The sequence below is a fragment of the Kitasatospora sp. NBC_00374 genome, assembly GCF_041434935.1.
Lineage (GTDB): Bacteria > Actinomycetota > Actinomycetes > Streptomycetales > Streptomycetaceae > Kitasatospora.
Genome location: NZ_CP107964.1, coordinates 6634521 through 6660224, shown reverse-complemented (window position 1 = coordinate 6660224; position 25704 = coordinate 6634521). Strand labels below are relative to the sequence as shown.

Annotated in this window: 22 protein-coding genes and 1 tRNA gene; 9 read left to right on the top strand and 14 right to left on the bottom strand. The window is 73.1% G+C overall.

The window, feature by feature from the left end; translation table 11 throughout:
* Positions 1 to 49 precede the first annotated feature (49 nt).
* Complete coding sequence (locus tag OG871_RS29710; protein WP_371501009.1) at positions 50 to 667, top strand: TetR/AcrR family transcriptional regulator; 618 nt, start codon at positions 50 to 52, stop codon at positions 665 to 667.
* 7 nt (positions 668 to 674) lie between these two features.
* On the opposite strand, the gene OG871_RS29705 is transcribed toward OG871_RS29710, so the two are convergent.
* On the bottom strand, positions 675 to 2021 hold the full coding sequence (locus tag OG871_RS29705; protein WP_371501008.1) for a sulfite oxidase: 1347 nt from the start codon (positions 2019 to 2021) through the stop codon (positions 675 to 677).
* 448 nt (positions 2022 to 2469) lie between these two features.
* On the opposite strand from OG871_RS29705, the gene OG871_RS29700 reads away from it, so the two are divergent.
* Both OG871_RS29700 and OG871_RS29695 read left to right on the top strand, forming a co-directional pair.
* Complete coding sequence (locus OG871_RS29700; protein WP_371501006.1) at positions 2470 to 2658, top strand: hypothetical protein; 189 nt, start codon at positions 2470 to 2472, stop codon at positions 2656 to 2658.
* A gap of 66 nt (positions 2659 to 2724) precedes the next feature.
* Positions 2725 to 2928: a cold-shock protein gene (locus OG871_RS29695; protein WP_371501004.1), complete on the top strand. Its 204-nt coding sequence runs from the start codon at positions 2725 to 2727 to the stop codon at positions 2926 to 2928.
* Positions 2929 to 2961: 33 nt separating this feature from the next.
* Here OG871_RS29695 and OG871_RS29690 read toward each other — a convergent pair whose 3' ends face one another.
* Entirely contained in the window at positions 2962 to 4398 is a 1437-nt protein-coding gene (locus OG871_RS29690; RefSeq protein ID WP_371501002.1) for a DUF2398 family protein, read from the bottom strand.
* Positions 4399 to 4534: 136 nt separating this feature from the next.
* On the opposite strand from OG871_RS29690, the gene OG871_RS29685 reads away from it, so the two are divergent.
* Positions 4535 to 5395, top strand: coding sequence for a sterol desaturase family protein (locus OG871_RS29685; protein ID WP_371501000.1), 861 nt, complete (start codon positions 4535 to 4537; stop codon positions 5393 to 5395).
* On the top strand, positions 5392 to 6111 hold the full coding sequence (locus OG871_RS29680; protein WP_371500998.1) for a lysoplasmalogenase: 720 nt from the start codon (positions 5392 to 5394) through the stop codon (positions 6109 to 6111). Before OG871_RS29685 ends, OG871_RS29680 begins: the two co-directional genes overlap by 4 nt.
* Before the next feature lie 36 nt (positions 6112 to 6147).
* On the opposite strand, the gene OG871_RS29675 is transcribed toward OG871_RS29680, so the two are convergent.
* From OG871_RS29675 to OG871_RS29640, 8 genes are all read right to left on the bottom strand, one after another.
* Positions 6148 to 6783, bottom strand: coding sequence for a hypothetical protein (locus OG871_RS29675; protein ID WP_371500996.1), 636 nt, complete (start codon positions 6781 to 6783; stop codon positions 6148 to 6150).
* Between the two features lie 177 nt (positions 6784 to 6960).
* Positions 6961 to 7764, bottom strand: a complete 804-nt coding sequence (locus tag OG871_RS29670) for an exodeoxyribonuclease III (protein ID WP_371500994.1) — start codon at positions 7762 to 7764, stop codon at positions 6961 to 6963.
* 139 nt (positions 7765 to 7903) lie between these two features.
* Positions 7904 to 9691 (bottom strand): gamma-glutamyltransferase, encoded by a 1788-nt coding sequence (gene ggt / locus OG871_RS29665; protein WP_371500992.1) that lies wholly within the window; start codon positions 9689 to 9691, stop codon positions 7904 to 7906.
* Positions 9692 to 9879: 188 nt separating this feature from the next.
* Positions 9880 to 9966, bottom strand: a tRNA-Leu gene (locus OG871_RS29660).
* Between the two features lie 77 nt (positions 9967 to 10043).
* Positions 10044 to 11156 (bottom strand): ROK family glucokinase, encoded by a 1113-nt coding sequence (locus OG871_RS29655; protein WP_371500990.1) that lies wholly within the window; start codon positions 11154 to 11156, stop codon positions 10044 to 10046.
* Positions 11153 to 11932 (bottom strand): ATP-binding cassette domain-containing protein, encoded by a 780-nt coding sequence (locus tag OG871_RS29650; protein ID WP_371500988.1) that lies wholly within the window; start codon positions 11930 to 11932, stop codon positions 11153 to 11155. The genes OG871_RS29655 and OG871_RS29650 overlap by 4 nt, the downstream gene beginning before the upstream one ends.
* Positions 11932 to 12921, bottom strand: a complete 990-nt coding sequence (locus OG871_RS29645) for an ABC transporter permease (protein ID WP_371503466.1) — start codon at positions 12919 to 12921, stop codon at positions 11932 to 11934. The genes OG871_RS29650 and OG871_RS29645 overlap by 1 nt, the downstream gene beginning before the upstream one ends.
* 38 nt (positions 12922 to 12959) lie before the next feature.
* Complete coding sequence (locus OG871_RS29640; RefSeq protein WP_371503465.1) at positions 12960 to 13934, bottom strand: substrate-binding domain-containing protein; 975 nt, start codon at positions 13932 to 13934, stop codon at positions 12960 to 12962.
* Between the two features lie 420 nt (positions 13935 to 14354).
* On the opposite strand from OG871_RS29640, the gene OG871_RS29635 reads away from it, so the two are divergent.
* Entirely contained in the window at positions 14355 to 15428 is a 1074-nt protein-coding gene (locus OG871_RS29635) for an alpha/beta hydrolase (protein ID WP_371500986.1), read from the top strand.
* 76 nt (positions 15429 to 15504) lie between these two features.
* On the opposite strand, the gene OG871_RS29630 is transcribed toward OG871_RS29635, so the two are convergent.
* The 4 genes from OG871_RS29630 to OG871_RS29615 form a co-directional block, all read right to left on the bottom strand.
* Complete coding sequence (locus OG871_RS29630; protein ID WP_371500984.1) at positions 15505 to 16743, bottom strand: acyltransferase family protein; 1239 nt, start codon at positions 16741 to 16743, stop codon at positions 15505 to 15507.
* A 39-nt stretch (positions 16744 to 16782) separates the two neighbouring features.
* Positions 16783 to 18927, bottom strand: coding sequence for a bifunctional polysaccharide deacetylase/glycosyltransferase family 2 protein (locus tag OG871_RS29625; RefSeq protein WP_371500982.1), 2145 nt, complete (start codon positions 18925 to 18927; stop codon positions 16783 to 16785).
* Positions 18928 to 18951: 24 nt separating this feature from the next.
* Complete coding sequence (locus tag OG871_RS29620) at positions 18952 to 19560, bottom strand: hypothetical protein (protein WP_371500980.1); 609 nt, start codon at positions 19558 to 19560, stop codon at positions 18952 to 18954.
* 273 nt (positions 19561 to 19833) lie between these two features.
* Entirely contained in the window at positions 19834 to 21426 is a 1593-nt protein-coding gene (locus OG871_RS29615; RefSeq protein ID WP_371500978.1) for a PucR family transcriptional regulator, read from the bottom strand.
* 456 nt (positions 21427 to 21882) lie between these two features.
* Between OG871_RS29615 and OG871_RS29610 the strand changes: the two genes are divergently transcribed.
* The 3 genes from OG871_RS29610 to pucD are packed head-to-tail and all read left to right on the top strand — an operon-like array spanning position 21883 to position 25609.
* On the top strand, positions 21883 to 22770 hold the full coding sequence (locus OG871_RS29610) for a xanthine dehydrogenase family protein subunit M (RefSeq protein WP_371500976.1): 888 nt from the start codon (positions 21883 to 21885) through the stop codon (positions 22768 to 22770).
* Positions 22767 to 23252: a (2Fe-2S)-binding protein gene (locus tag OG871_RS29605; protein WP_371500974.1), complete on the top strand. Its 486-nt coding sequence runs from the start codon at positions 22767 to 22769 to the stop codon at positions 23250 to 23252. Before OG871_RS29610 ends, OG871_RS29605 begins: the two co-directional genes overlap by 4 nt.
* Positions 23249 to 25609, top strand: a complete 2361-nt coding sequence (gene pucD, locus OG871_RS29600) for a xanthine dehydrogenase subunit D (protein ID WP_371500972.1) — start codon at positions 23249 to 23251, stop codon at positions 25607 to 25609. The genes OG871_RS29605 and pucD overlap by 4 nt, the downstream gene beginning before the upstream one ends.
* The last annotated feature ends 95 nt before the right edge of the window (positions 25610 to 25704 follow it).

Sequence of the window (25704 nt, the reverse complement as noted above, 5' to 3'; positions counted from 1 at the left end):
CTGATCAGGCCGCATACCGGCCCGGCCACCCGCCCCGTATCATGGGCGGGTGACCAAGGTTGACCTGTCACCACGGCCGGTGGAGGCGATGTCGCCCCGTCAGCTCGAACGGCGCCGGAGTCTGATCCAGGCCGCCCTCGCCCTGGTGACCGAGATCGGCGTCGAGCGGCTCCAGATGAAGCAGGTGTCGGAGCGCTCCGGGGTGGCCCTCGGCACCGCCTACCGGTACTTCTCCTCCAAGGACCACCTGCTGGCCGCCGCGATCGCGGACTGGCACCGGCTCCTGCTCGCCGACCTGGTGGCCGAGCAGAGAGGTCCGCGCTCGGGGGCCTCCGGCACCGACCGGACGGTCCGGTTCGTCCGGCACGGCATGCGGGCCTACCAGCGCCAGCCGGAGCTGGCCCGGCTACGGGTGGCGGTCGCCACCTCCACCGACCCGTTCGCCAGCGAGGCGCTCCAGGGCATGGCCAGGGCCGACCGGGCCGCCCTGGACGAGGTGATGTCCGAAGTCCCGGCCTCCGCGGGCGAACTGGTCCGGCACATCGTCGGGCACGCCTGGCAGGGCGAACTGACGGCCTGGGTGACCGGCCGCACCACGCTGGACGACGCCCGGCGCCGGCTGGAGGACGTGGTGCGGCTGGTGCTCGCCCCGTACGAGCCGCGCTGACCCGGGGTCAGGCCACCGTCACCGGGTGCGCCACCACCGCGCCGAACAGGTAGCCCTCCCGGTTGAAGGTCGCGACCCGGGGCTGGGTGTTGCCCCGCCGGTCGACGGCCCGGGCGCGCAGCTCGTACGGGCCCGGGGCCTCGGGCGCCCAGTCCAGGCTCCAGCGGGTCCAGCCGCCGGACCGCGGGCGGTCGTGCAGCCGGGCCCGGTGCCAGCAGGTGCCACCGTCCCAGCTGACCTCGACCTCGCGGACGGCCGCCGCCCCCGACCAGGAGCGGCCGTGCAGCCGCGTCCGCCGCCCGGCCGGCAGGACGGCGCCCCGGGCCAGCTCGAAGGCGCTCTTGACCACCTGCCCGGTGAGCGGCGCGCTGCCGCCCGCCGGGTGGTCGGGGCCGAACAGCCGGTAGAAGTCGGTGTTCCACGGCGAGTAGAGCGGCTCGGCGGCCACCTCGATCGAACCCAGCCACTTGATCGAGGCGATCCCCACCCATCCGGGCACCACCAGCCGGGCGGGTGCCCCGTGGTCCGCGGGCAGCGGGTGGCCGTTCATCTCGTACGCGACGAGCACGTCGTCGAGCGCCTTGGCGATCGGCAGCGGACGGCGGACCCGGCCGAGATCGGTGCCGTCGGCCGCGTGGTACTCCGGGTCCAGCCCGACCGGCAGCACGTCGACGGCGGCCCCGGTCAGACCGGCCCGGCGCAGCAGGTCACCGAGCCGCACACCGCGCCAGGCCGCCGAGCCGACGCCGCCGAGCTGCCAGGGCGTACCGGGGACGGCCTGGCCCTGCTGGGTGGCGTAGAAGCTGCGGCCGTTGCCCGCGCACTCGATCAGCGCGTCGATCCGGGTGCCGGGCAGCCGCTTGAGGTCGGCCAGGGTGAACTCGGCGCCGCCCCCGCGCAGTCCGCTGCCGTGCAGCGTGAGCCGCCAGGTCGCCGGGTCGATCAGCGGGGTGCTGGTGTGGTTGCGGACGAAGAAGCGTTCGACCGGGGTGTGGAAGCCGGTCCCGTCACCCGCCTCGCCGGTGCCGGTGCCGGTGCCGGTGCCGGTGCCGCGCAGGGTGTCCCAGCGCATCTCGGCATTGGTGCCCCGGGGGATGAACCACTCGGGCGGCAGCGGCTTGACGATCCCGGGCACCGGCCCGGCGGCGGGCGCGGGCGCGGCAGGTCCGGCAGGTGCAGGTCCGGCGGGCGCGGGCGCGGCGGCCGCCCGGTCGGCGGCCGCCAGCTCCGGTCCGGCCAGGACGCCGGCGGCGGCCAGCATCCGCAGCAGGGTCCGGCGGTCGACGCCCGCCGACCGGGCCCGGCCGGCCAGCCACTCGCGGCGGCGCGTGCGGTCGTACTCGTACTCGTCCATGGGTGCGGTTCCACTCCTCGGGAAGGGGGCGCGCACGCGGGCAGGCGGGGCCTCGGCGTGCGAGGGGACCGGCCGGGACCTGCGCCGACGGCGAGCCCGCGGCAGGGGTCAGCGGCAGCAGGGCCGGCAACACCGGGGCACGGCGGCCGAGCCGGGGCGTCGGGCGCCCGGCTGGGTGGCTCTGCTCCGCCCGGTCATGACCGGATCGTAGGCGGCCAGCGGACGCCCCGTCAGCAGGGCGCCCGCCGGGACTGCCCAGATCGGCCCGCCCGGCTGCCCTCCGGTACCCGCCGCCGGCCGGCGCGGATGCTCCCCTCAGGCTGCGGTCACCCGTTCGGGTGAACCGGAATCCCCCTCACCACCTGCGCGGACGTCCCGTCGTCCAGCCCCTGTCCAGACTTAACCCGGACGTATCGGCCGTTAACACCGCACTGGCATGCTCACCGTCATGAACGCCCAGTCGTCCCCCGCCCCACGGGCCCCACGGGACACCGCCTTCCCGCTGCCCCAGCGGCACCGCCGCCTGCTGGCCTGCACCGCGGTGGCCGCCTCCCTCCTGCTCGGCGGTCTCGGGGTGGGCGCCACCGTGGAGACCTTCCGGCCCGCCGCCCCCGCGGCCAGCGCCGCCGCCCGCTGAGTGGTGGGGCCCGGGCCGCGAGCGGATACTGCAGGTGACCATAGGTCGTCGGCCCGAGGAGGCACCATGGCTACCGGCACCGTGCGGACGTACTACCCCGAACACGGACACGGCTACATCGTCCCGGACGACGGCGGCCCCGAGCTGACCGTCTACTACGACTCGATCATGGGGATCGAGGACCACCACCTGGAGACCGGCCAGCCGGTCGAGTACGAGGCCACCATGCAGGAGTACCGCCCGGTCGCGGAGCGCGTCCGACCGAAGTAGCGGCGCCCGCAGGACCAGCCCCGGCCCCCGGGCTCAGCCCGGCCGGCCGGGGCCTTCCACGTCCGGGGCCCGGCGGTCCGGCGGTCGGGAGTGCCGGCCCGGGCCCGTCACCGGCTCCGGGTCGGCCTCCGGGGCGTACCGCGCGGCGGGAGCCCGCAGCAGCCAGGCGCGCCCGGCCGGGGCGATCAGCCCCATCCGCTCCAGCAGCGCCAGCACGTCGCGGCGGAAGGCCGGGCGGTCCGCCAGGTACTCGGGGCTCCACCCGGCCCGCAGGCCGTGGTCGTCGGTGACGTCGCCGAGCGCGCCGTCTATCAGGGCGTCCGGTATCAGCACGGCCGGCGGCGCCGTGTCCTCGGGCAGCGGGCGCAGCTCCTCCACCAGCTGCCGCACCAGCAGCAGGGCGGCCTGCGCCAGGGTGTCGGTGCCGGGCAGGGCGAGGTCGGTGAGCTCGTCCGCCGGGTCCAAGAGGGCCACCCCCTCCGCCCGGACCTCGGTCTGCAGGCCGAGGAACTCGGCGAACAGCGCGGCCTCGGCCGCCCTGCCGCGCAGCAGCCAGTCCCGCTCGGCCGGGGAGAGTTCGTCCAGCAGCACCACCGGTGTCTCCACGAGGAGCCGGCGGACCGTCAACTCCGGTCCGGCGGCGGGCAGCGCGGACGCCGGGGCGAGCGCGGCGGCCAGCTCCCGGTCGACCGTCGGGGCGCCGTCCCGGTCCCGGTCGACCACCTGCCAGTCCCGCAGCACCGCGAGCGCCTGCGGCTGGTCGAGGTCGGGTGCCCGGCCGTCGGCCAGCGCACCGAGCGCCAGCACCAGGCAGGCGTACGAGGCGGGGGTGAAGCCCTCCAGGGCGCGGCCGGGCATCGGGGCCTTGCGCAGCCGGGCGTGCCGGGCGGCGACCGTCAGGCGGTAGCCGAGGACCCGCTGGAAGCGTTCGGCGAGCCAGTCCGCGTGGCGGTGGATCAGCGGGAAGCCCGCGGCGTGCGGTCCGGTGTCGGTGACCAGCGGGTGCGCCAGCAGCAGGCGGGCGGCGGTGCGGCGCTCGACGGCCACGGCCGGTTCGGCCGAGCCGGGCGGGCGCTCCGGCTTGCGGTGGCGGCCGGCCGTGCCGAGCGGGCCGTTCGCGCCCTGGCCGGCGGCGTCGCGCCGGCCCCGGCGGTAGTGCAGCGGGCGGGTGCGCAGCGCGGCGGAGTGGTGCGCGGTCGGGCCGTGCCACCAGCTGGTGCCGGCCGGGGTGGGGTCGTCCGGGTCGAGCGCGCCGCCGAAGTGCCGCGCGCCGTAGAGGCCGAAGGCGGCGGTGAACAGGTCGTGGGCGGCCTCCGGCGAGGCCTCGGCCAGCCGGGCCGCGAGCGCCTGGGCGGCCGGGTACAGGTCGGCCGACGGCTGGGCCGTGAGCTGCCCCGCCCCGCCCGCGCGCCCGGTCCCCGTGCGACCCCGCGCCTCCCCGGCGCCGGTCGCGTGCTCGTGCTGCTCCATGTCGCCCACCAGAGTAGACGGTGGCCCCCGCCCACCGCAGGCTCGCCCGCCTGCTCGGCCCGGTCCCCGGCCCGGCCGCTACGCGCGGGTAACAACCTCTTCCGCAGGTCCGCCGCCGTCGCCTATCGTCTCGGGCATGCCGAACCTGCCCGACGTCGTGCTGTGGTCGATACCCGCCTTCGTGCTGCTCACCGTCGTGGAGATGGTCTCCTACCGGTTCCGTCCGGACGAGGAGGAGCAGGGCTACACGGCCAGGGACACCGGCACCAGCCTCGGCATGGGACTGGGCAGCCTGCTGTTCGACGCGGGCTGGAGGATCCCGATCCTGGCGGTCTACTCGGCGCTGTACGAGCTGACCCCGCTGCGGGTGCCGGTGCTGTGGTGGACGGTGCCGCTGATGCTGCTGGCGCAGGACCTCTGCTACTACTGGTCGCACCGCGGCCACCATGTGATCCGGATCCTGTGGGCCTGCCACGTGGTGCACCACTCCAGCCGGCACTACAACCTCTCCACGGCCCTGCGCCAGCCGTGGACCGGCGCCACCAGCTGGGTCTTCTACCTGCCGATGATCCTGGCGGGCGTGCACCCGGCCGCGCTGGCCTTCTGCTCCTCGGCCAACCTGGTCTACCAGTTCTGGATCCACACCGAGCGGATCGACCGGCTGCCCCGGCCGTTCGAGTTCGTCCTCAACACCCCCTCGCACCACCGGGTGCACCACGCGTCCCAGGGCGGCTACCTGGACCGCAACTTCGGCGGCATCCTGATCGTCTTCGACCGGATGTTCGGCAGCTTCGCCGCGGAGACCACGAAGCCGGTGTACGGCCTGACGAAGAATCTGGACAGTTTCAACCCGCTTCGGGTGGCGACCCACGAGTACGTGTCGATCGCCAGGGACGTCGCCCGGGCCACCGGCTGGGGCGACCGGGTCCGCCACCTCATCAACGGCCCGGGCTGGCAGCCCGGCACCATCGACCGCCCGGAGGGCACCGCCGCATGACCATCACCCGACGCCTGCGCACCGCCCGCGGACTGCTGGCCGGCTTCGCCGCCACCTCGGCCGCCCACCTGGGCGCGATCGCGACCGGCGCCACCGTGCTGCAGCACGCCACCAAGCCGGCCCTGATGCCGCTGCTCGCCGCGCACACCCTGGCGCGCAGCCCCCGGGCGCCGAAGCTGCTGACGCCGGCCCTGCTGCTGAGCGCGGGCGGGGACGTGGCGCTCCAGCTCGACGGGGACACCGCGTTCCTGGCGGGGATGGGCTCCTTCGCGGCCGCGCACGTCTGCTACGTGACGATGTTCGTTCGCCAGGGCGCGCTCACCGACCGGCGCCGGAGCCTGCTCGTCGGGGCGGCGTACGCGACGGCCTGTGCGACGATGATCGGTCAGCTCTGGCCGGACCTGGGCGACCTGCAGATCCCGGTGGCCGCGTACAGTCTGCTGCTCGCCTCCACGGCGGTCACCTCGGCCGGGCGCGGCTGGCGCACCGGGCTCGGCGGCGCGCTGTTCCTGCTGTCGGACTCCCTGATCGCCACCCGGATCGCGGGCTGGAAGGAGCTCCCGGGCCACGGGCTGCTGATCATGTCCACCTACATCGCGGCGCAGTACCTGCTGGCCTCCGGCGCCCTCGCGGCGCCGGAGCCGGACGAGGACCCGGCGCAGAAGCCTGCCGACGGGTACACCGCGGCCGCGGCACGGCTCAGCGCCCCGGCGTGACCACGGGGCGCTGAGCGCAGGGGGAGATCCGGGGCATCAGGACTGCTGCCCGTCGCCGGTGCGGCGGCGCAGCAGCCAGAACCCGGCGATACCGGCCGCGACCAGCACACCACCGGCCGCCAGCTGACGGCCGTCGGTGTCGATGGAGCCACCGAGGCCGGTGCCCACCGAGCCGTGCGGGCCGCTCGGCTCGCCCGACCAGGCGGGCTCGGCGGGCTGGGCGGACGGCTCGGCGGGCCGGGTGGACGGCTTGGCGCCACCGGTGGCACCGCCACTGGCCCAGGAAGCCGATCCGGTGACGCCGACCGCGCCGGTGAACGTGTCGCCGTTGGGGCACTTGCCGTCGATCCCCCAGGAGTTGCCCTGGAGCGCCTTCTTGACGGTGCCGGTCAGATCCTGCTGGGCGACCAGCTTGGCCGGGCCGCTGTACTTGCCGTCGGGGCCGACGGTGAGGGTGGCCGAGCCGCCGACGAAGGCCTGGGAGTTGGCGGTGACGGTCTTCACGGAGCTGGTGTCGCAGGTGACGCTGACGGTGACGGTCTGGCCGGAGGCCGCCTCCGCCGGGCTGACCCATGCGGGTGCGACGTCCTTGGCATGGGCCACCGGCCCGGCGAGACCGAGCAGGGTGGTCGCGCCAAGCAGGGCTGCGGCGGCCGTACGCGTGCGACGCATGCCGTACCTCCAAGGTTCTCGGGTGTAGCGGGCGGACGCCGACGTCCACGTGATCGAACAGCTACACCCGGTTACCCGCGACGCTAGGCAGCGCCACGCCGGGCGGCCACCCGGCGGAGCCCGTTCGGGTCCATCCGGCTACCCCGCGTCACCGGCCCTGCGGATGCGAACGGCCGCTCAGAGGTCGAGATCGACCACGACCGGCGCGTGGTCCGAGGTGCCCTTGCCCTTCCGGGCCTCGCGGTCGACGTAGCTGTCCGTCACCGCGTCGGCGAAGGGCTTGTTGGCGAACGTGAGGTCGATCCGCATGCCCCGGTTCTTCGGGAAGGCCAGCTGGCGGTAGTCCCAGTAGGTGTACGGGCGGTCGTACTTGAGCGGGCGGGGCACGACGTCCTGCAGGCCGGCCTCGGCCAGGGCGGCGAGGGCGGCCCGCTCGGGCTCGGTGACGTGCGTCAGGCCGGCGAAGGCGGCGGGGTCGAAGACGTCCTCGTCGGTGGGGGCCACGTTGTAGTCGCCGAGCACGGCGAACGGGCGGGGGCCCGCCGCGTCCTCCAGGACGGCCTTGCGCAGGGCCTCGAACCACTCCAGCTTGTACTGGTAGTGCGCGTGGCCGACCTCGCGGCCGTTGGGCACGTACACCGACCAGACCCGGACGGGGCCGCAGGTCGCGGCGACGGCCCGGGGCTCGATCTCGGGCAGCAGCGCGCCGTCGGCGAGGTAGCCGGGCTGCTCGGGCAGGCCGCGCACGACGTCCTCCAGGCCGAGCCTGGAGAGCACCGCGACGCCGTTCCAGCGGCCGACGCCGTGGGCGGCCGTCTCGTAGCCGAGCTCCTTGACCTCGTCGTACGGGAAGGCGTCGGCGGAGCACTTCAGCTCCTGCAGACAGAGCACGTCCGGCCGGGCGCTCTCCAGCCACTCCAGGAGCTTGGGCAGCCGGGCGGTGACGGAGTTGATGTTCCAGGTGGCGATGCGGACTGTCACGGCTGGCGGCCTTCCCGGGTGCTGCGGACGAGGGGTGGGCGCCCCGGGACGCACGAACGCACCTGGACACCCACCCCGAACATACCGCCCGGCACCGACAACCCCGGCAGGGCTCAGCGACCGGGCCCGGCGGCCGGGCTCACCGGCCGGGCACCACCACCGCCGCCGAGCCGCCGCCGCGCCGGACCGGCTCGGCCGCCGCGCGCCAGCGGCCGTCCGGCAGCCGCTCGACCCCGGTGGCCGCGCCGATCTCGCCGCCGTCCACGAAGACATGGCCGAGCGCCTCCAGCCGGGCCCGCTCGGGCAGCGCGAGGAAGGCCGGTTCGGCGCTGGTGGCGGCGGTGTTGCGCTGGCTGGCGCGCGGGGCGGCGATGGCCTGCTCCAGCGTCAGCCCGCGGTCGATCCGGCCGAGCACCACCTGGAGCGCGGTGGTGATGATGGTCGAGCCGCCGGGCGAGCCGGTGGCGAACAGCGGCCGGCCGTCCTTGAGCACGATGGTCGGCGAGATCGAGGACCTCGGCCGCTTGCCCGGGCCCGGCAGGTTGGGGTCGGGCACGCCCGGGGTGGCCGGGGCGAAGGAGAAGTCGGTCAGCTCGTTGTTGAGCAGGAAGCCGCGGCCGGGGACGGTGATGCCGCTGCCGCCGGTCTGCTCGATCGTCAGGGTGTAGGAGACCACGCTGCCCCAGCGGTCGGCGACGGTCAGGTGCGTGGTGCTCGGCCCCTCGTAGGTCTCGGCGACGGCCGGGCCGCTGCTCGCGCAGGCGGCCGGGTGGTAGGGGTCGCCGGGGGCGAGCGGGCTGGTGAGCGCACGGCCCGGGTCCACCAGGCAGGCCCGGGCGGCCGCGAAGGCCGGCGAGAGCAGCTGTGCGGTGGGCACCTGGACGAAGCGCGGGTCGCCGACCCAGCGCCCCCGGTCGGCGAAGGCGATCCGGCTCGCCTCCAGGAAGCGGTGGTAGTACTGGGTGTCGTCCAGCCGGGAGAGGTCGCTCTGCCGCAGGATGCCCAGCGCCTCGCCGCCGGTGGTGCCGCCGGAGGAGGAGGGCGCGATGCCGTTCACCTCGAGGCCCCGGTAGGCGACCTTGGTCGGCTGCTGGAGCAGTACCTGATAGGCCGCCAGGTCGGCGGTGGTGACCTGGCCGGGCCGGGCGTTGCGGCCGGAGGCCGGGTCGACCGGCGGGTGCTGGAGGGTGCGGACCAGGTCGGCGCCGATCGGGCCGCGGTAGAGCGCGTCCACGCCCTGGCGACCGAGCTCGCGGTAGGTGGCGGCCAGGTCGGGGTTGCGGAACCGGGAGCCGACCACCGGGAGCGCGCCGTTCGGCAGGAAGAGCTGCCGGGTGGCCGGGAAGTCCTTGAAGCGGCTCTGGTTGAGCGCGGTCTGGTCCTGGAAGGTCTGGTCGACCGTGAAGCCCCGGTCGGCGATCCGCTCGGCGGGGCGCAGCACCTCGCCGAGGGAGCGGCTGCCCCAGAGCTTGAGCGCCTTGTCCCAGGTCGCGGGGGCGCCTGGGACGCCGACGGACAGGCCGCTGGTGACGGCGTCGGCGAACGGCAGCGGCTTGCCGTTCTCCTGGAAGAGGGTCTCGTCGGACCGGCGCGAGGCGGTCTCCCGGCCATCCAGGGTGGAGACCCGGCCGGTGCGGGCGTCGTAGAGGACGAAGTAGCCGCCACCGCCGATGCCGGCCGAGTAGGGCTCGGTGACGCCGAGCGCGGCCGCGACGGCGACCGCGGCGTCGACGGCGTTGCCGCCGTGGCGGAGCACCTCGATGCCGGCCGCGGTGGCGTCCGCGTCCACGCTCGCGACGGCGCCGCCGTAGCCGGCGGCCTCCGGGACCTTGGGCGGGGGCGCTGCGGCCCGGGCGGGCGCGACCACCGCACAGACCAGGGCTGCGGCGATCGCCAGAGCGGGAACCGAACGGGCCAGGACTCTCATACGGACCTCCTGAGGCGGCGTCAGTTCCCGTTCTTTCACAGGTGTGGTGCACAGGACAACCGCGCATCGCCGCACTACCGGCCGGTAGCCTTCGGTTCCCCGGCCGCTGGCCCGTCCTGGATCTCGATCCCGCTGAGGTGCGGCGGGGAACACAGCGAGGCCGGTCGGAGATGTCCGACCGGCCTCAGTGGTGCGCGAGGGGGGAGTTGAACCCCCACGCCCTTTCGGGCACTGGAACCTGAATCCAGCGCGTCTGCCTATTCCGCCACCCGCGCCCGAGTGATGAGGAAACCCTACCCGATCCGCGGAACCTCCCGGACCACCACCCACCACCCTCCGGAGCCGGCCGCCGCTACCGCAGCGAAGCCCGTTCCGCGCGACGGCGTTTGACGGTGCGGAAGCGGCGGGCCACCTGACGGGCCAGGTCGGCCGCGCCGACCAGCCCGGCCTCGTTGCCGAGGGCCGCCGGCACGATGCCGGCCTCGGGGCGGAAGCCACGGCCGGTCAGAGTGCGGCGGAAGGCGTCCTGGGCCGGGGCGAGCAGCAGCTCGCCCGCCTCGGAGACACCGCCGCCGACCACGAACCGCCCCGGGTCCAGGGCGGCGGCCAGGTTGGCGATGCCGACCCCGAGCCAGTGGCCGACCTCGTAGAGCAGCTCGACCGCGATCGGGTCGCCGTCCCGCGCGGCCTCGGTGACCAGTGGTCCGGTGATGCCCGCCGCCGTACCGCCGGCCCGGGCCAGCAGCGGCTGGATCACCGGGGACTCCTCCTCGACCAGCCCGCGGGCCTCCCGGACCAGCGCGTTGCCCGAGGAGTACTGCTCCCAGCAGCCGCGGTTGCCGCACGGGCAGCGGTGCCCGGCCGGGACGACCTGCATGTGGCCGAACTCGCCGGCCAGCCCGTACTTGCCCCGGTCCACGTAGCCGTCCCGGACCACCGCCCCGCCGATCCCGGTCCCCAGGGTGATCATCACCATGTGGTCCTCTCCGCGCCCGGCACCGAACCGCCACTCGGCCCAGGCCGCGGCGTTGGCGTCGTTCTCCACGATCACCGGGAAGCGCAGCCGCTCGCTGAGCGCGTCCCGCAGCGGTTCGCCCCGCCAGTTCAGATGGGGGGCGAAGAGCACCTTGGAGCGGTCCGCGTCCACCCAGCCGGCAGCGCCGACGCCGACCGCGTGGACGTCGTGCTTGTCCGCGAGTTCGAGCACCAGCTCGACGATGACGTCCTCGACCACCCGGGGGCTCTTGCTCTTGTCGGGGGTCTCGGCGCGTACCCGGTCCAGCACCCGGCCCTCGCCGTCGACGACTCCGGCCACCACCTTGGTGCCGCCGATGTCGACACCGATGGTGGGCAGCCGCAGCACCCCGGCCGGCAGGGTACGCCGTCGGCGGTCGGCCCCGCGCTGGCCGATGCCGAACAGGGTGGGCAGGACCGGCGGCCGCGCGCTGTCGTTCGGGCTGGTCACTGGGGTGGACGCTCCTTCGGGTCGGGGCGGCCGAGCTCGTGGCTGAGCTCGGCGAGGTCAGAGCCGCCCGCCATCTCAGTGGTGAGCCGTTCGAGGCTGATCTCCGCGCGCGGGTGGCTACCCGCCATCCTCCCCCTTCGCAGCAGCGTGAAGTGGTCACCCACCAGAAAGGCGTGGTGCGGGTTGTGGGTGATCAGCACCACCCCGAGCCCGGCCTCCCGCGCGGCGGCCACGTACGTGAGCACCACGCCGGACTGCTTGACCCCGAGCGCGGCCGTCGGCTCGTCCAGCACCAGCGCCTCGGCGCCGAAGTGGACCGCCCGCGCGATCGCCACGCACTGCCGCTGGCCTCCGGAGAGGGTGCCGATCGGCCGGTCCACGTCGGCCAGCTCGATGCCCATCCGGGCGAGCGCCTCCCGGGTGACCGACCGCATCCGGGGGATGTCCAGGCGCAGCGAGCCGAGCTCGGCGCCGAGGAAGAAGTTCCGCCAGACGGGCATCAGGGGGACGACGGCGAGGTCCTGGTAGACCGTCGCGATGCCGAGGTCGAGGGCCTGGCGCGGCGAGGTCAGGCGCAGCTCCCGGCCGCCCACGGTGTAGGTTCCCTCGTCGTGCTGGTGCAGCCCCGCGATGATCTTGATCAGGGTGGACTTCCCGGCTCCGTTGTCGCCCAGCACACAGCTGATCCGCCCGGCCTCCACGGTCAGCGACACCCCCTCCAGGGCCCGCACCGAGCCGTACCACTTGCCGACCCCGGCCAGTTCCAGCAGCGCCATCAGGCCCTCCCCAGCTCGGCCCGGTGCTTGACCCAGGAGTTGAGCAGCGCGGCCAGCAGCAGCATCCCGCCGAGGAAGAACCTGAACCAGTCCGGGTCCCACTGCGCGTACACGATGCCCTTGCTGACCATCCCGAAGATCAGCGCGCCGAGCGCCGAGCCGGCCACCGAGCCGTAGCCGCCGGTGATCAGGCAGCCGCCGATCACCGCCGCCACGATGTAGATCAGCTCGTTGCCGACCCCCTCGCCGGACTGCACGGTGTCGAAGGAGAACAGCAGATGCTGGCCGAGCACCCAGGCGCAGAAGCCGACGCCCAGGTAGAGGCAGGTCCTGGTCCTGGCGACCGGCACACCCACCGCGCGGGCCGCCGCCGCGTCACCGCCGACCGCGAACACCCAGTTGCCGAAGCGGGTGCGCAGCAGCACCCAGCTGCCCGCCGCGACCAGACCGAGCCACCACCACACCGTGGCCCGCACCGTCAGCCCGCCGACGGTGAACTCCGAGGCGAACAGCCAGTGGCAGGAGGCGAAGCCCTCCATGTCGCCGATCGGCATGGTGCTGACGGTGCCGGAGACCAGTTTGGTGACGCCGAGGTTGGCACCGGTCAGCATCAGGAACGTGCCGAGCGTGATGATGAAGCTGGGCAGCCGGGTGCGGCCGAGCATCCAGCCGTTGAAGCCACCGACCGCGAGCACCACCGCGAGCGAGACCGCCGCCCCGACCCAGGTCACGGCGGTGAGCTGGTACGAGACCATCGACGAGGTCAGCGCCGCGGTGGTGACCAGCACGCCGGCCGAGAGGTCGAACTCCCCGCCGATCATCAGCAGCGAGACCGGCACCGCCATGATGCCGAGGGTGGAGGCCGCGTACAGCACCGTGCCGAGCGAGGACAGCCGCAGGAAGCTGTCGGCCGTCAGGGCGAAGAACAGGAAGACCGCGACCGCCGCCAGCAGGGCCCCGAACTCCGGGCGGGCGACCAGCCGGTGCATCCGGCCGCGGCCGCCCTCCAGCACCTCGGCGGGGGCGCTCACCGGGTGCCCCGGGCGACGTACCGGGCGAGCGCGGCGGCGTCGTCCTTGGTCAGCACCTGCGGGCCGGTGAGCACCGGGCCGCCGCCACCGAGCGCGTCCAGGTTGTAGCGGTGGAGCCAGAGCAGGTCGACGCCCTCGTAGCCCTGGAGGTAGGGCTGCTGGTCGACGGCGAAGCCGACGGTGCCGGCCTGGAGGCCGGTGACGACCTGGGTGCCCAGGTCGAAGGTGTCCAGCTCGACCGGCCGGCGGGCGTCCTGGACGGCCTGCAGGCCGGTGGCGGCCAGCGGCGCGCTGAGGGTGAGCACGGTGTCCAGCGAGGGGTCGGCCTGGAGCTTGGCGGCGATCGCGGCCCGCGCGTCGGGCAGGTTGACCCCGTCCACGTACAGGGTCTGGAAGCCTCCGCCGAAGGCCGATCGGGCACCGGTGCAGCGCTGTTCCTGGCCGACGTTGCCCTGCTCGTGGATGACGCACAGCACGCCGGTGCGCGAACGCCGGGCCAGTGCGCGGCCGGCGGCCTCGCCTGCGGTGGACTCGTCCTGGCCGATGTGGGTGAGGGCGCCGAACCGGGCGGAGAACTCCTGGCCGGAGTTGATGCTGATGACCGGGATGCCGGCCGCCTCGGCCTTGGCCAGGACGTCGGCCATCGCGTCGCCCTTGGCGAGTGAGACCAGCAGGCCGTCCACCCGCTGGTCGATCGCGGCCTGGACCAGCTGCACCTGATTCTGGGTCTGCGCGTCGTTGGAGTAGAGGAAGGTGATGTTGTCCTTGGCCGCCGCCTGCTCGGCCCCCTTGCGGACGGTGTCCCAGAAGGAGTCGCCGGCGCCGGCGTGGGTGACCATGGCGACCTTCCAGCGCGGGGTGTCCACCGCGCCGCCGGCCGTGGCCGCCCGTTCCCTCGCCTGCTCGGCACGGCGGCCGCCGGTACTACTGCACCCCGCCGTCAACAGGAGCACCACGAGCAGCAGCAGCATCGTCCGTGCTCTCACTGTGACGCTCCACCCTTCGCCCCGGCCGTGGATACCAGTGTCGGCGCCGGGCGGCCCGCGGTCGAGGTCGCGTACGGCCGCCCGGGTGAGCCGCTCTGACGGTTCGGCAGTTCGAGCGGCGGGTCCCGCCAGGTCGGGATATGCCTGAGAGCAGATCGGGTCCGCACCGTGCGGTCGTCCGGTCGGGTGGCAGACTTGGGTCGGCACTCGACCGGGACTCACGGAAACGTGATGTTCCTCTCAGGTTTCCTTCAGTTCGGCGAGCAACTGATCGCCCGTTCCACCCCGTCTGATCCATTGGAGCACGCCCTGGGCGCCCTGAGCCCCGGGCGACCGCAACCCGGATACGAGAAACATTCCATGCAACTGACTGGCACACCATTCCTTGTCGTCACGATCATCCTCGTGCCGATCTCCATCGCGGCGGCGCTGCTGCTCTGGGGGCGGGTGCCCGGGCCCAGGCCCGTGCAGATCCTGTCCAGGCTGGTGATGATCCTCTTCTGCCAGGTGACGGCCGTGACCATGGTCTTCGTCATGGTCAACAACGCCAACCTGATCTACGGGAACTGGGACGACCTGCTCGGCACCGGCGACCACGTCCGGGCCGTCCCGAAGGTCGCGGCCGACAGCGCGGGCAGCGGCTCGGACGGCAAGACCCGGGCCAAGGTGATCCAGTCCTTCAAGAGCGTCGGCGACCCGAAGGTGCCGAACGACGTGCAGCACACCGAGCTGAAGGGCGAGCTGTCCGGTGTGGACGGCGAGGTCCTGGTCTGGCTGCCGCCGCAGTACAACGACCCCGCCTACAAGGACAAGAACTTCCCGGTGGTCGAGCTGCTGCCGGGCTGGCCGGGCTCGTCCAAGACCTGGTACGGCACGCTCAAGGTCTCCGACCAGCTCAAGCCGATGATGCAGCGCGGCGAGGTCACGCCGTTCATCCTGGTCTCGCCGCGGACCAACCTGCTGGGCGACGACGTGGACACCGGCTGCGCCGACGTCAAGGACAAGGTCAACGCGGACACCTGGCTCTCGCGGGACGTGCCGCAGATGGTCCTGGACAACTTCCGGGCCGACCCGTCCGCCGACCGGTGGGCGGTGGCCGGCTACTCGGCCGGCGGCCACTGCGCGGCCAAGCTCGCGGTGGAGCACCCGAACCGCTACCGGGCCGGCATCAGCCTCTCCGGTTACAACGACCCCGCGCAGGAGCCGCACTCGCTCACCGCGAAGGACCCGGCCCTGCGGGAGAAGTCGAACCCGGTCAACATCCTCAAGACCGCCCAGACCCCGCCGAAGACCGCACTGTACGTCAGCGGCAACAAGGGCGACGGCTACGAGGCCGCGCTGGCCCTCAAGGACGCCGCCAAGCCGCCGACCACCGTCACCCCGGTGGAGACCACCGGCCCGCACGCCAGCGACGTCTGGAAGCCGATGGTCCCCGAGATCTTCAAGTGGCTGTCGGGCATCATCCCCGCCCAGCACTGACGGCACCGACCGTCCGGTCGCACAGACGCCTCGGGCCCCGGCAACTGCCGGGGCCCGAGGCGTCTGTTGCGCGCGGTCAGCGGCGGTGCGCCGCCGACCGGATCTGCCGCGGGTACGGGAACAGCCGGGGCCGGCGCTTGGCGGCGACGTCCTCGATCCAGCCGAAGGCGACGATGCACAGGCCGATCAGCGGCCAGGCCAGCAGCATCGGCAGCCACTCGCTGTCCAGCAGCCACGGCACGTTCTCGGCCAGCAGCGGCAGACCCCAGGTGAGGCCGATCAGGCTGATCGCCGCGGTGATCGCCAGGTTGTGCCAGAGGTAGACGGTGACGGCCCGCGAGTTCAGCAGGCTGATCAGCCCGCCCCAGCGGCGCAGCCGCGGCGGCCACTCGTCCCACGACGGGCTGGCGTTCAGCAGCAGCAGGACGAAGCCGAAGGACCAGACGGCCTGTCCGAGGGTGCTGTCCTCCAGGGTCGCCGGGCCGCCCACGTCGTTGGTGCCGTTCAGCGTCCACCACAGCGCCGCGGCCATCACGAAGGGCACCACCGAGGGGGCGAGGTAGCGCGGGAACCGGTTGAGCATCCCCTCCTGGTACGCCATGCCGAGCAGCCAGCAGGAGCCGTAGATGGCCAGGCCGTCGACGATGCTGTACAGCTCGGGCCGCAGGTCGACGTAGCCCAGCTCCAGGACCACGCAGAACAGCATCGGCGCGGGCACCACCAGCCACGGGACCTTGCGCATCAGCCTCAGCAGCAACGGCGACAGCAGCACGAACCACAGGTAGGCGCGCAGGTACCAGAGCGGTCCGGCGGCGTGCTCGCCCCAGGCGTGGTCCAGCAGGCCGTGCACCCCGGGCAGCGGATCGCCGTACGGCGGGTCGCTCAGCGGCAGGATCCACAGCAGCATGCGGCCCCAGAAGCCCGCCGTGCTGTGCCCGGAGGAGGCGGCCGACCACCCCTGCAGCAGCATCCCGGGCACCGCGATGACGCCCATCAGCCACAGCGGCGGCAGCAGGCGGCGCAGCCGGCCGCGGATCACCGACAGCGTCGGCCGGGCCAGCGAGCGGGCCATCAGCGAGCCGGCCAGCGCGAACATCACGCCCATCGACGGGAACACGATCGGCAGCCAGGACCAGGCGAACATGTGCAGGAACACCACGCGGACGAGCGCCAGCGCCCGCAGCAGGTCGAGGTAGCGGTCGCGGCCGGGCACGGCCCGGACCGGCGGGCCCGGAACGGGGCCGGGGGCGGCCGGACCGGAGTCGAACGGCCCGGTGCCGGGGGGCGCGTACCCGGGGTGGGCTGGCGCGGTCATGGTGGCCTCTCGGTGGTGGGTGTGGTGGTGGGCCGGGGCTCAGACGTTGACGGGGACGTCGACCTCGCCGGTGCGCTGGAGCTTCTGCCAGCGCAGCCGGCCGCCGGTGAGCGCGGTGATCCAGGACTGCAGCAGCACCAGGTACATCAGCTGGCGGTAGACCAGCTGCTGCAGCGGCAGGGTGATCAGGTGCCAGGGCTTCTCGCGGTCCAGCCAGAACGCGTACCCGGCGCAGACCAGCTGGACGATCAGGACGGTGAACCAGGCGGCGAGCGTCTTGGGCGCGTCCACGAAGAGGATCCCGTACACCAGGAAGACGTCGAAGAGCGGGGCGAGCAGCGGGGCGAGCACCATGAACAGGGCCACCAGCGGCAGTCCGACCCGGCCGAACCGCCCGGCCGGCCCGGAGGCCAGCACCGCGCCGCGGTGCTTCCACATCGCCTGCATGGTGCCGTAGCACCAGCGGTAGCGCTGCGACCAGAGCTGGGCCATGCTGCCGGGCGCCTCGGTCCAGGCCCGGGCGTTCTCGGCGTAGACCACCTGCCAGCCGTTGATGTGCAGCGCCATGGTGAGGTCGGTGTCCTCGGCGAGGGTGTCCTCGCTCATCCCGCCGGCCTGCTCCAGGGCCTCGCGGCGGTACGCGCCGACGGCACCGGGGACGGTGGGCATGCAGCGCAGCTCGTCGTACATCCGGCGGTCGAGGTTGAAGCCCATCACGTACTCGATGTGCTGCCAGGCGCCGATCAGACTGTCGCGGTTGCCGACCTTGGCGTTGCCGGCGACCGCGCCGACGCCCGGGTCGGCGAACGGCTGCACCAGCTCGCGGACGGTGGAGGGCTCGAAGACGGTGTCGCCGTCCATCATCACGATCAGGTCGTGGGTGGCGTGCGCGATGCCGGTGTTGAGCGCGGTGGCCTTGCCGGAGTTCGGCTGGCTGATCACCCGGACCCCGGGCAGGTCCAGCTCCTCGACGATCCGGACGGTGTCGTCGGTGGAGCCGTCGTCGATCACGATCACCTCGACCGGGTGCTCGCTGTCGATCAGGGAGCGCAGGGTGTTGGCGATGCACTCCTGCTCGTTGTAGGCGGGGACCAGCACGGTGGCCGCCTCGGTGACCGGCGGGCCCCAGCCGAAGGTCTTGCGCCGGGTGCGCCGGGCGTGCTTGACGGACAGGAAGAGCATCAGGGCGAACCGGCCGAACACCAGGGTGCCGACCACGGCGAGCAGCACGATCAGGACCGGCATCACCAGCACCGCCGCGTGCGCGAGGCCGAGGAAGAGCTTGCCCTCCCACAGCTGGAACCCGGTGACCTTCGACATCGAGGTCTCGGCGCCGATCGACTCGCTGACGGTGCTGAAGCGGTAGCCCTCGGCCTGCAGCCTGGGCATCATCACCTTGAGCGCGGCCACGGTCTGGGACCGGTCGCCACCGGCGTCGTGCATCAGCACGATGTGCCCGTCACCGGTCTTCTTGGGCATCGCGGCGGCGACGATCGCGTCCACGCCCGGGCGCTGCCAGTCCTCGGTGTCCTCGTCGATGAACGCGGTGACGTACCCGCGGTCGGCGAGCTTCTTGAGCACCGGCCAGGTCAGGTCGTCCAGCGCGGCCGCGTCGGAGGAGTACGGCGGGCGGAACAGCGCGCTGTGCACCCCGGCGACACCGGCCAGGGCGAGCTGGGTCTGGGCCATCTCCCAGGTGATCCGGCGGTCCGACTGGAGGGTGAAGTCCGGGTGGGTGAAGGAGTGCAGGCCGATCTCGTGGCCGTCCGCGATGATCCGCCGGATCAGGTCCGGGTGGCGGGTCACCATCGAGCCGGTCACGAAGAAGGTGGCCTTGGCGTGGTACTGGGCGAGGACGTCGAGGATCTGCGGCGTCCACTGCTCGTCCGGGCCGTCGTCGAAGGTGAGCGCCATGGTGTGGTCCTGCGCGCGGTAGTTGCGCGGGGCCCCCGGCCCGCGGGCGTCGATCACCGGACCGCCGGTCAGCAGGTCCGGCGGCACGGTGGTCTTGTCGACGGACACGTTGATCCGGGCGTCGTGGAAGACCTCGTTGGTCACCAGGCCGCGCAGCAGCAGGGTGGCGAGCAGGGTGAGCAGCACCACCGTGGGCAGGCTGAATCTCAGGGGTGGGACGGCACGGCGGCGCGGGCGACTGGCCGCTCGCCTGCCTCGGGTTCGCAGCATGGCTGTGGTCCTTGGTACGGCAGCCTAGCGGGGCTTGGCGGCGGAGCTGGCGGATCGGGGGGTGACCGCGTTGACGGCGGCGGCGCCGGGACCGGCGGTAGCGCCGGCGGGCTTGGCCGAGGTGGTCGCCGTCCTCGCCGTGCCGGTCGGTTTCCCGGTGGCCGGGCCGGTGGCGACGGCCGAGGCGGACGCGGAGGGCTTCCCGGTGGCCTTCGCCCCACCCGGGGACGGGGACGGGGAGGCGGAGACGGTCGCGGCGGCGCTCGGCGCGGCGGAGCCGGACTCCCCCAGCACCTTCTGCCCGCCGGAGCTCGCCGTGCGGGTCGGGATCGGCATGGCGGGTGCCTGGGAGTTGGACCCGGCGACGGTGGTCAGGGCGGTGGCCGCGAAGCCGGCGCAGGCCAGTCCGGCGATCCAGCCGAGGCCGCGCAGGGCCCGGCCGCGTCGCCCGCTCTGGTCGACGAAGACGGCCTTCGGGATCTCGGTGTGCACCTGGACCCGCTCGACCCCCCGGGCGACGGGCTCCGCAGCAGCCGGAATGGTCACCCAGGGTGACCGAAGCTGGAGCGTTTCCTCGTGCCGCACATACGCGTCGGGCGGATCCTCGGGTATGCGGTAACGCGGATTGGTCACGGTACGCAGTCAACTTTCGCAGCCGCGCGCCGGATCGAAGACGTCGACCGCGAGCGGAGAAGGGGGACAGGTGCGCACGGAGACCCCCGCACCCCGGCGACATCGCGGGGTGGTTCGTCCGTTGCGGACGGCCCCCCTTCGCGTTGCGGTCGAAAACTACCTTACAAACCTGGGAGGAAACTGTAAGAGTTGGCCCGATTCGCCCCTATTTGCAGCAGATCGAAATCAACTCGTGACCGATTTGCTGGAACCTTTACCGGCCCCTGTCAAGTATCAGGCGAGTTCCAGAGCCAGGTAGAAGTCGACCCGGTCCTCCAGTCGGGAAAGATCACGCCCAGTCAACTCCTCGATGCGCCCGATCCGGTAACGCAGAGTGTTCACGTGCACGTGCAGCTGGGCCGCGCAGCGGGTCCACGAACCGTCCGAGCGCAGGAACGCCTCCAGCGTCCTGACCAGGTCCGCCTGGTGCTCGATGTCGTACGCGATGACCCGGTCCAGCAGGCGGCTGCGGAACGCCCGGCGGACCTCGTCCGGGACGGCGGCCAGCAGCAGGACGTGCGAGGCGAGCTCCTCGGGGCCGGCCACGCAGACCCGGCCGACCCTGGCGGCGGCGATCCGGCGGGCGTGCCGGGCCTCCTCCAGGGCGCCGCGCAGACCACCGGCCTCGTCGGCCGGGGCGCACACGCCGACGGTGATCCGGCCCTCCGAGCCGAGGCCCGCCTCCAGGGGGGCGAGCAGGTCGCGCAGCGCCTCCGCGGGCACCGCCGCGTCCAGGGCCGGCAGGACGCCCACCGCGCCGTTGCCGGAGCCCGCCACCAGCGCGCGGTCCGAGGCGTCGCCGAGCGCCTCCTCCAGGATCGTGCGCAGCACGCCGTCGGGCAGTCCGGTGCTGTCGGCGCTGAGCACCAGCCAGGTGCCCTCACCGCTCGCCTGCGCCGCCTTGGCACCCTCGTAGCGGGCCGCCATCGCCGAGGAGGCGTGCAGGGCGCGGCTGATCTCGGCCGGATCGGCATCCCGCTGCAGCAGGGCCAGCACCTCGTCCGCGAGCCGGCGGCGCAGCCGGCGGCCCTCGTCGCGGCGGATCCGCTCGGCGGCGACCAGCCGGGCCAGGTTCTCCGCGAGCTGCTGGCGCTTGCCGGTCCACTCGGTGACGTCGCCGGCCACCGCGAGCACCCAGTCGGCCAGCGGGTTCTCCTCGGCCGGGTCCGCGGCGGCGGGCAGCAGCGAGTACGAGCCGGAGATCAGCCGGGCCCGGTGCGGGGGGCGGCGGCGCTGGCGCTGGGCGGCCAGATGGGTGCGGGCCAGCTGGTCGCGGTCCTCGGCGGAGAGCCGGTCGACCGGGCCGGCGATCACCCGGCCGGTGGGCGTGAGCACCCAGCAGTCCAGGTCGAGGTCGCCGCCGAGCAGGTCGAGCACGGCGTCCAGGCCGCCGCTGCCGGCGGCCGAGACCAGCATCCGGTGGCGGTCGACCAGGGCGGCCAGGTCGGCGGCCCGGTCCGCGGACACCTGCCTGCCGACGAACTCGGTGACGGCGCCGAAGGCGATGTCGTCGGGCACCGCGAGCAGTGGCATCCGGTGCCGTCCGCAGGCCTCGATCAGGTCCTCGGGCACCGGGCCGACCTCGGCCTCGCCGGCTGCCAGCGCGACCGCCCCACCGGCCACGATGGTGCGTACGAAGCGCTCGGAGTCCTCCGGGGAGGTGCGCCACAGCATGCCGGTGAGCACCAGCTCGCCGCCGTGCAGGTACCGGCCCGGGTCGTGCAGGTCCGTGGTCATGACACCGCTGACCTGCCGGTCGAGCTCGTCCTCGGCGGCGAGCAGCCGTAGCCCGAGGGTCCCGGGGGCGAGCAGGTCACGGACACGCATCCGCAGACTCCTTCGTCTGGAGGTGGGGGTCTGGTGGTGTGGGGGCTCACAGTGTGCCCCAGCCGAAGGCCTCGGTGTTACGTCTCAACGGCGGCCCGGGTCACGGGGTCGTAGCGCCGCCATCACGACCGGATTACGGTCGTATTGAGCGGTCCGGAACCGCTTGGGCTGGGCCGTTGCCCTCGTTAGAGGAACGTACAGGATGCCGGGCAGCACCACCGCCGGGGCTTCATGCCATCGGTGACTGCCTGCGGGAGGTCGGTCGGAGGTTCACTGGCCACACGCCGCCGGACACACCCCGGTGACCAGGACTCAACGCCCCGGCAACGGGGCAGTAGCAGAGTCCGAAACCCGAGGGTGAGAACTCGGTGCAGCCGCCTCCGAACGGGCGAGCGGCCGGGTTCCGGGCACTGTGCCCGACCGTTCTGGTAGGCGACGACTTGAGGAGACACCCGCATGGAGTTCCTTCGGCCCGCTACGTGGGACGAGGCACTCGCGGCGAAGGCTGAGTACCCGACCGCGCTGCCGATCTCGGGTGGCACGGACGTCATGGTCGAGATGAATTTCGACGTGCACCGGCCATCCGCGATTCTCGACCTGAACCGCATCACCGAGCTCACCGAATGGTCGAACGACGGCGATGTCGTCCGCCTCGGCGCAGCCGTGCCGTACACCCGGATCATCGACGAGCTGTCCGGCCCGCTGCCGGGCCTCGCGCTGGCCTCGCACACCGTGGGCTCTCCGCAGATCCGCAACCGCGGCGGTGTGGGCGGCAACCTGGGCGGCGCGTCCCCCGCCGGTGACGCGCACCCCGCGCTGCTGGCCGCCGGCCGTGACGTCTTCGTCGAGGCCGCCTCGGTCCGCGGGACGAGGATGATCGCGATCGACGACTTCTACGTCGGGGTGAAGCGCAACTCGCTGGAGCAGGACGAGCTGATCCGTGCCGTCCACATCCCGGTGGCCGACGGGCCGCAGCAGTTCTCCAAGATCGGCACCCGCAACGCGATGGTCATCGCGGTCTGCGCCTTCGGTTTCGCACTGCACCCGAAGAACGGCACCGTCGGCACCGGGATCGGTTCGGCCGCCCCCACGCCGCGCCGTGCCGTGGCGGCCGAGGAGTACCTGCAGGGCGTGCTCGCCGAGCGCGGCCTGTGGGAGTCGGGCGACCTGCTCGGCGCCGAGGTGATCCAGCAGTTCGGCGAGCTGGTGAAGGCCGCCGCCTCGCCGATCGACGACGTCCGCGGGACCGCCGACTACCGCCGGCACTCGCTGGCCGTGATGGCCCGCCGCACGCTCACCTGGACGTGGAACGACTACAGCAAGCAGATCAGGAGCGCGGCATGAGGGTCACTTTCACCGCCAACGGCAAGCCGGTCGAGGCCGACGACGTGTGGGAGGGCGAGAGCCTCCTGTACGTACTGCGCGAGCGGGTCGGCCTGCCGGGCTCCAAGAACGCCTGCGAGCAGGGCGAGTGCGGCTCCTGCACCGTCTACCTGGACGGCACCCCGGTCTGTTCCTGTCTGGTCGCGGCCGGCCAGGTGCAGGGCCGCGAGGTCCGTACCGTCGAGGGCCTCGCCGACGAGGACGGCGAGCTGGGCCTGGTCCAGCAGGCGTTCATCGACGCCGGCGCCGTCCAGTGCGGGTTCTGCACCCCCGGCCTGCTGGTGCAGACCGACGCGCTGCTGGAGCAGGACGCCCAGCCCAGCGACACGGACATCCGTGAGGCGCTGTCGGGCAACCTGTGCCGGTGCACCGGTTACGAGAAGATCATGGACGCGGTGCGGCTCGCTTCCGCCCGCAAGTGCGCGAAGGCGGCCTCCGAATGAGCACTCGTACCATCCAGGGTCAGAAGAACCTGCAGGACATCCGGCAGGCGAGCAAGGACGGCATCGGCGGCTCGCCCCTGCGTCCGGACGGCAACCTCAAGGTCAAGGGCGAGTTCGCGTACTCGTCGGACATGTGGCACGAGGACATGCTCTGGGGCATGGCGCTGCGCTCGCCGCACCCCCGCGCCAACATCCTCGGTGTGGACATCTCCGAGGCGCTCAAGCTGCCGGGCGTCTACGCGGTGCTGACGCACGAGGACATCCCGGGCTCCAAGTTCTACGGTCTGGAGATCCAGGACCAGCCGGCACTGGCGATCGACAAGGTCCGCTACCACGGCGAGGCGATCGCGCTGGTCGCGGCCGACCACCCGGAGACGGCCCGCCGCGCGGTGAAGAAGATCAAGGTCGAGTACGAGGTGCTCACCCCGATCGTCACCGAGGAGCAGTGCCTGGCCCCCGAGATCCACGGCTACGTCCACGAGCCGCACGAGTTCAAGTCGCACGGCCACGGCAACATCTGCCACGAGCAGAGGCTGGTCTCCGGTCTCGGCGTGACCGACGAGGTGCGGGCGATGGCGGACGTCATCGTCAGCGGCACCTACGAGGTCGGCATGCAGGACCAGGCCTTCCTCGGCCCGGAGTCCGGCCTGGCGGTGCCCGCCGAGGACGGCGGCATCGACCTCTACGTCGCCACCCAGTGGCTGCACGTGGACCGCCAGCAGATGGCCCCCGTGCTCGCCCTGCCGGAGGAGAAGGTCCGCCTCACCCTGGCGGGCGTCGGCGGCGCCTTCGGCGGCCGCGAGGACCTGTCCATGCAGATCCACGCCTCGCTGCTGGCCCAGCGCACCGGCAAGCCGGTCAAGATCGTCTATGCCCGGGACGAGTCCTTCTTCGGCCACGTGCACCGCCACCCGGCGAGGATGTTCTACGAGCACGGCGCGACCCGCGACGGCAAGCTGGTCTTCGCCGACTGCCGGATCGTGCTGGACGGCGGCGCGTACGCCTCCGCCTCGCCCGCCGTCGTCGGCAACGCCGCCTCGCTCGGCCACGGCCCGTACGTGATCCCGAACGTGAAGATGCACGCCATCGCGCTCTACAGCAACAACCCGAGCTGCGGCGCGATGCGCGGGTTCGGCGCGGTGCAGGCGGCCTTCGGCTACGAGACCCAGATGGACCGGCTCGCGGCCGAGCTCGGCATGGACCCGGTCGAGCTGCGCCAGCTGAACGCGATGGCCGAGGGCGACCGTCTGCCCACCGGCCAGCAGATCGACTCGCCGGCCCCGGTCGCCGAGCTGCTGCAGCGGGTCAAGGACATGCCGCTGCCGCCGCCGCTGGACCTCGACAACCTCGACGTCCGCACGCTGCCCGGCGCGCTGTCCAACACCTCGCACGGCGAGGGCATCGTCCGCGGCATCGGCTACTCGGTCGGCATCAAGAACGTCGGCTTCTCCGAGGGCTTCGACGACTACTCCACCGCCCGGGTCCGCCTGGAGGTCATCGGCGGCGAGCCGGTCGCCATGGTGCACACCGCGATGGCCGAGGTCGGCCAGGGCGGCGTCACCGTGCACGCCCAGATCGCCCGTACCGAGCTGGGCGTCGAGCAGGTCACCATCCACCCGGCCAACACCGAGGTCGGCTCGGCGGGCTCCACCTCCGCCTCCCGGCAGACCTACATGACCGGCGGTGCGGTGAAGCTCGCCGCCGAGGCGGTCAAGCAGGCGCTGATCGAGAAGGGCCGCCGGCGCTACGGCTGGACCCAGCTCGACATCGACCTGGTCGACGGCAAGGTGGTCTCGCGGAGCGCGGGCGCGCTGATCTCGATGGTGGACCTGCTCGGCGACGAGGCGATCGACCTCACCCGCGAGCACCACCACCGTCCGACCGTCCCCTTCGACAAGGAGACCGGGCAGGGCTTCGGTCACGTCCAGTACACCTTCTGCGCCAACCGCGCGGTGGTCGACGTGGACGTCGAGCTGGGCCTGATCAAGGTGGTCGAGCTGACCGCGGCCCAGGACGTCGGCAAGGCGCTGAACCCGCTGTCGGTGGTCGGCCAGATCCAGGGCGGCTGCACCCAGGCGCTCGGCCTGGCCGTGATGGAGGAGATCATCGTCAAGGACGGGAAGGTGCGCAACGCGTCCTTCACCGACTACCTGATCCCCACCATCCTGGACACCCCGCCGATCCCGGTGGACATCCTGGAACTGCCCGACCCGAACGCCCCGTACGGGCTGCGCGGTGTCGGCGAGGCCCCCACCGTCTCCGCCACGCCGTCGATCGTCGCCGCGATCCGACAGGCCACCGGCATCGCCCTGAACCGCATCCCGGTCCGGCCCGAGCACCTCACCGGAACGCTCTAGCCCCCACCAGACCTCCCCGGGGCGGCGACCGTCTTCCCCGCCGCCCCGGGGCAGTTCCACAAGAGACAGCTCCACAAGAGAAACCAGAGCACCAC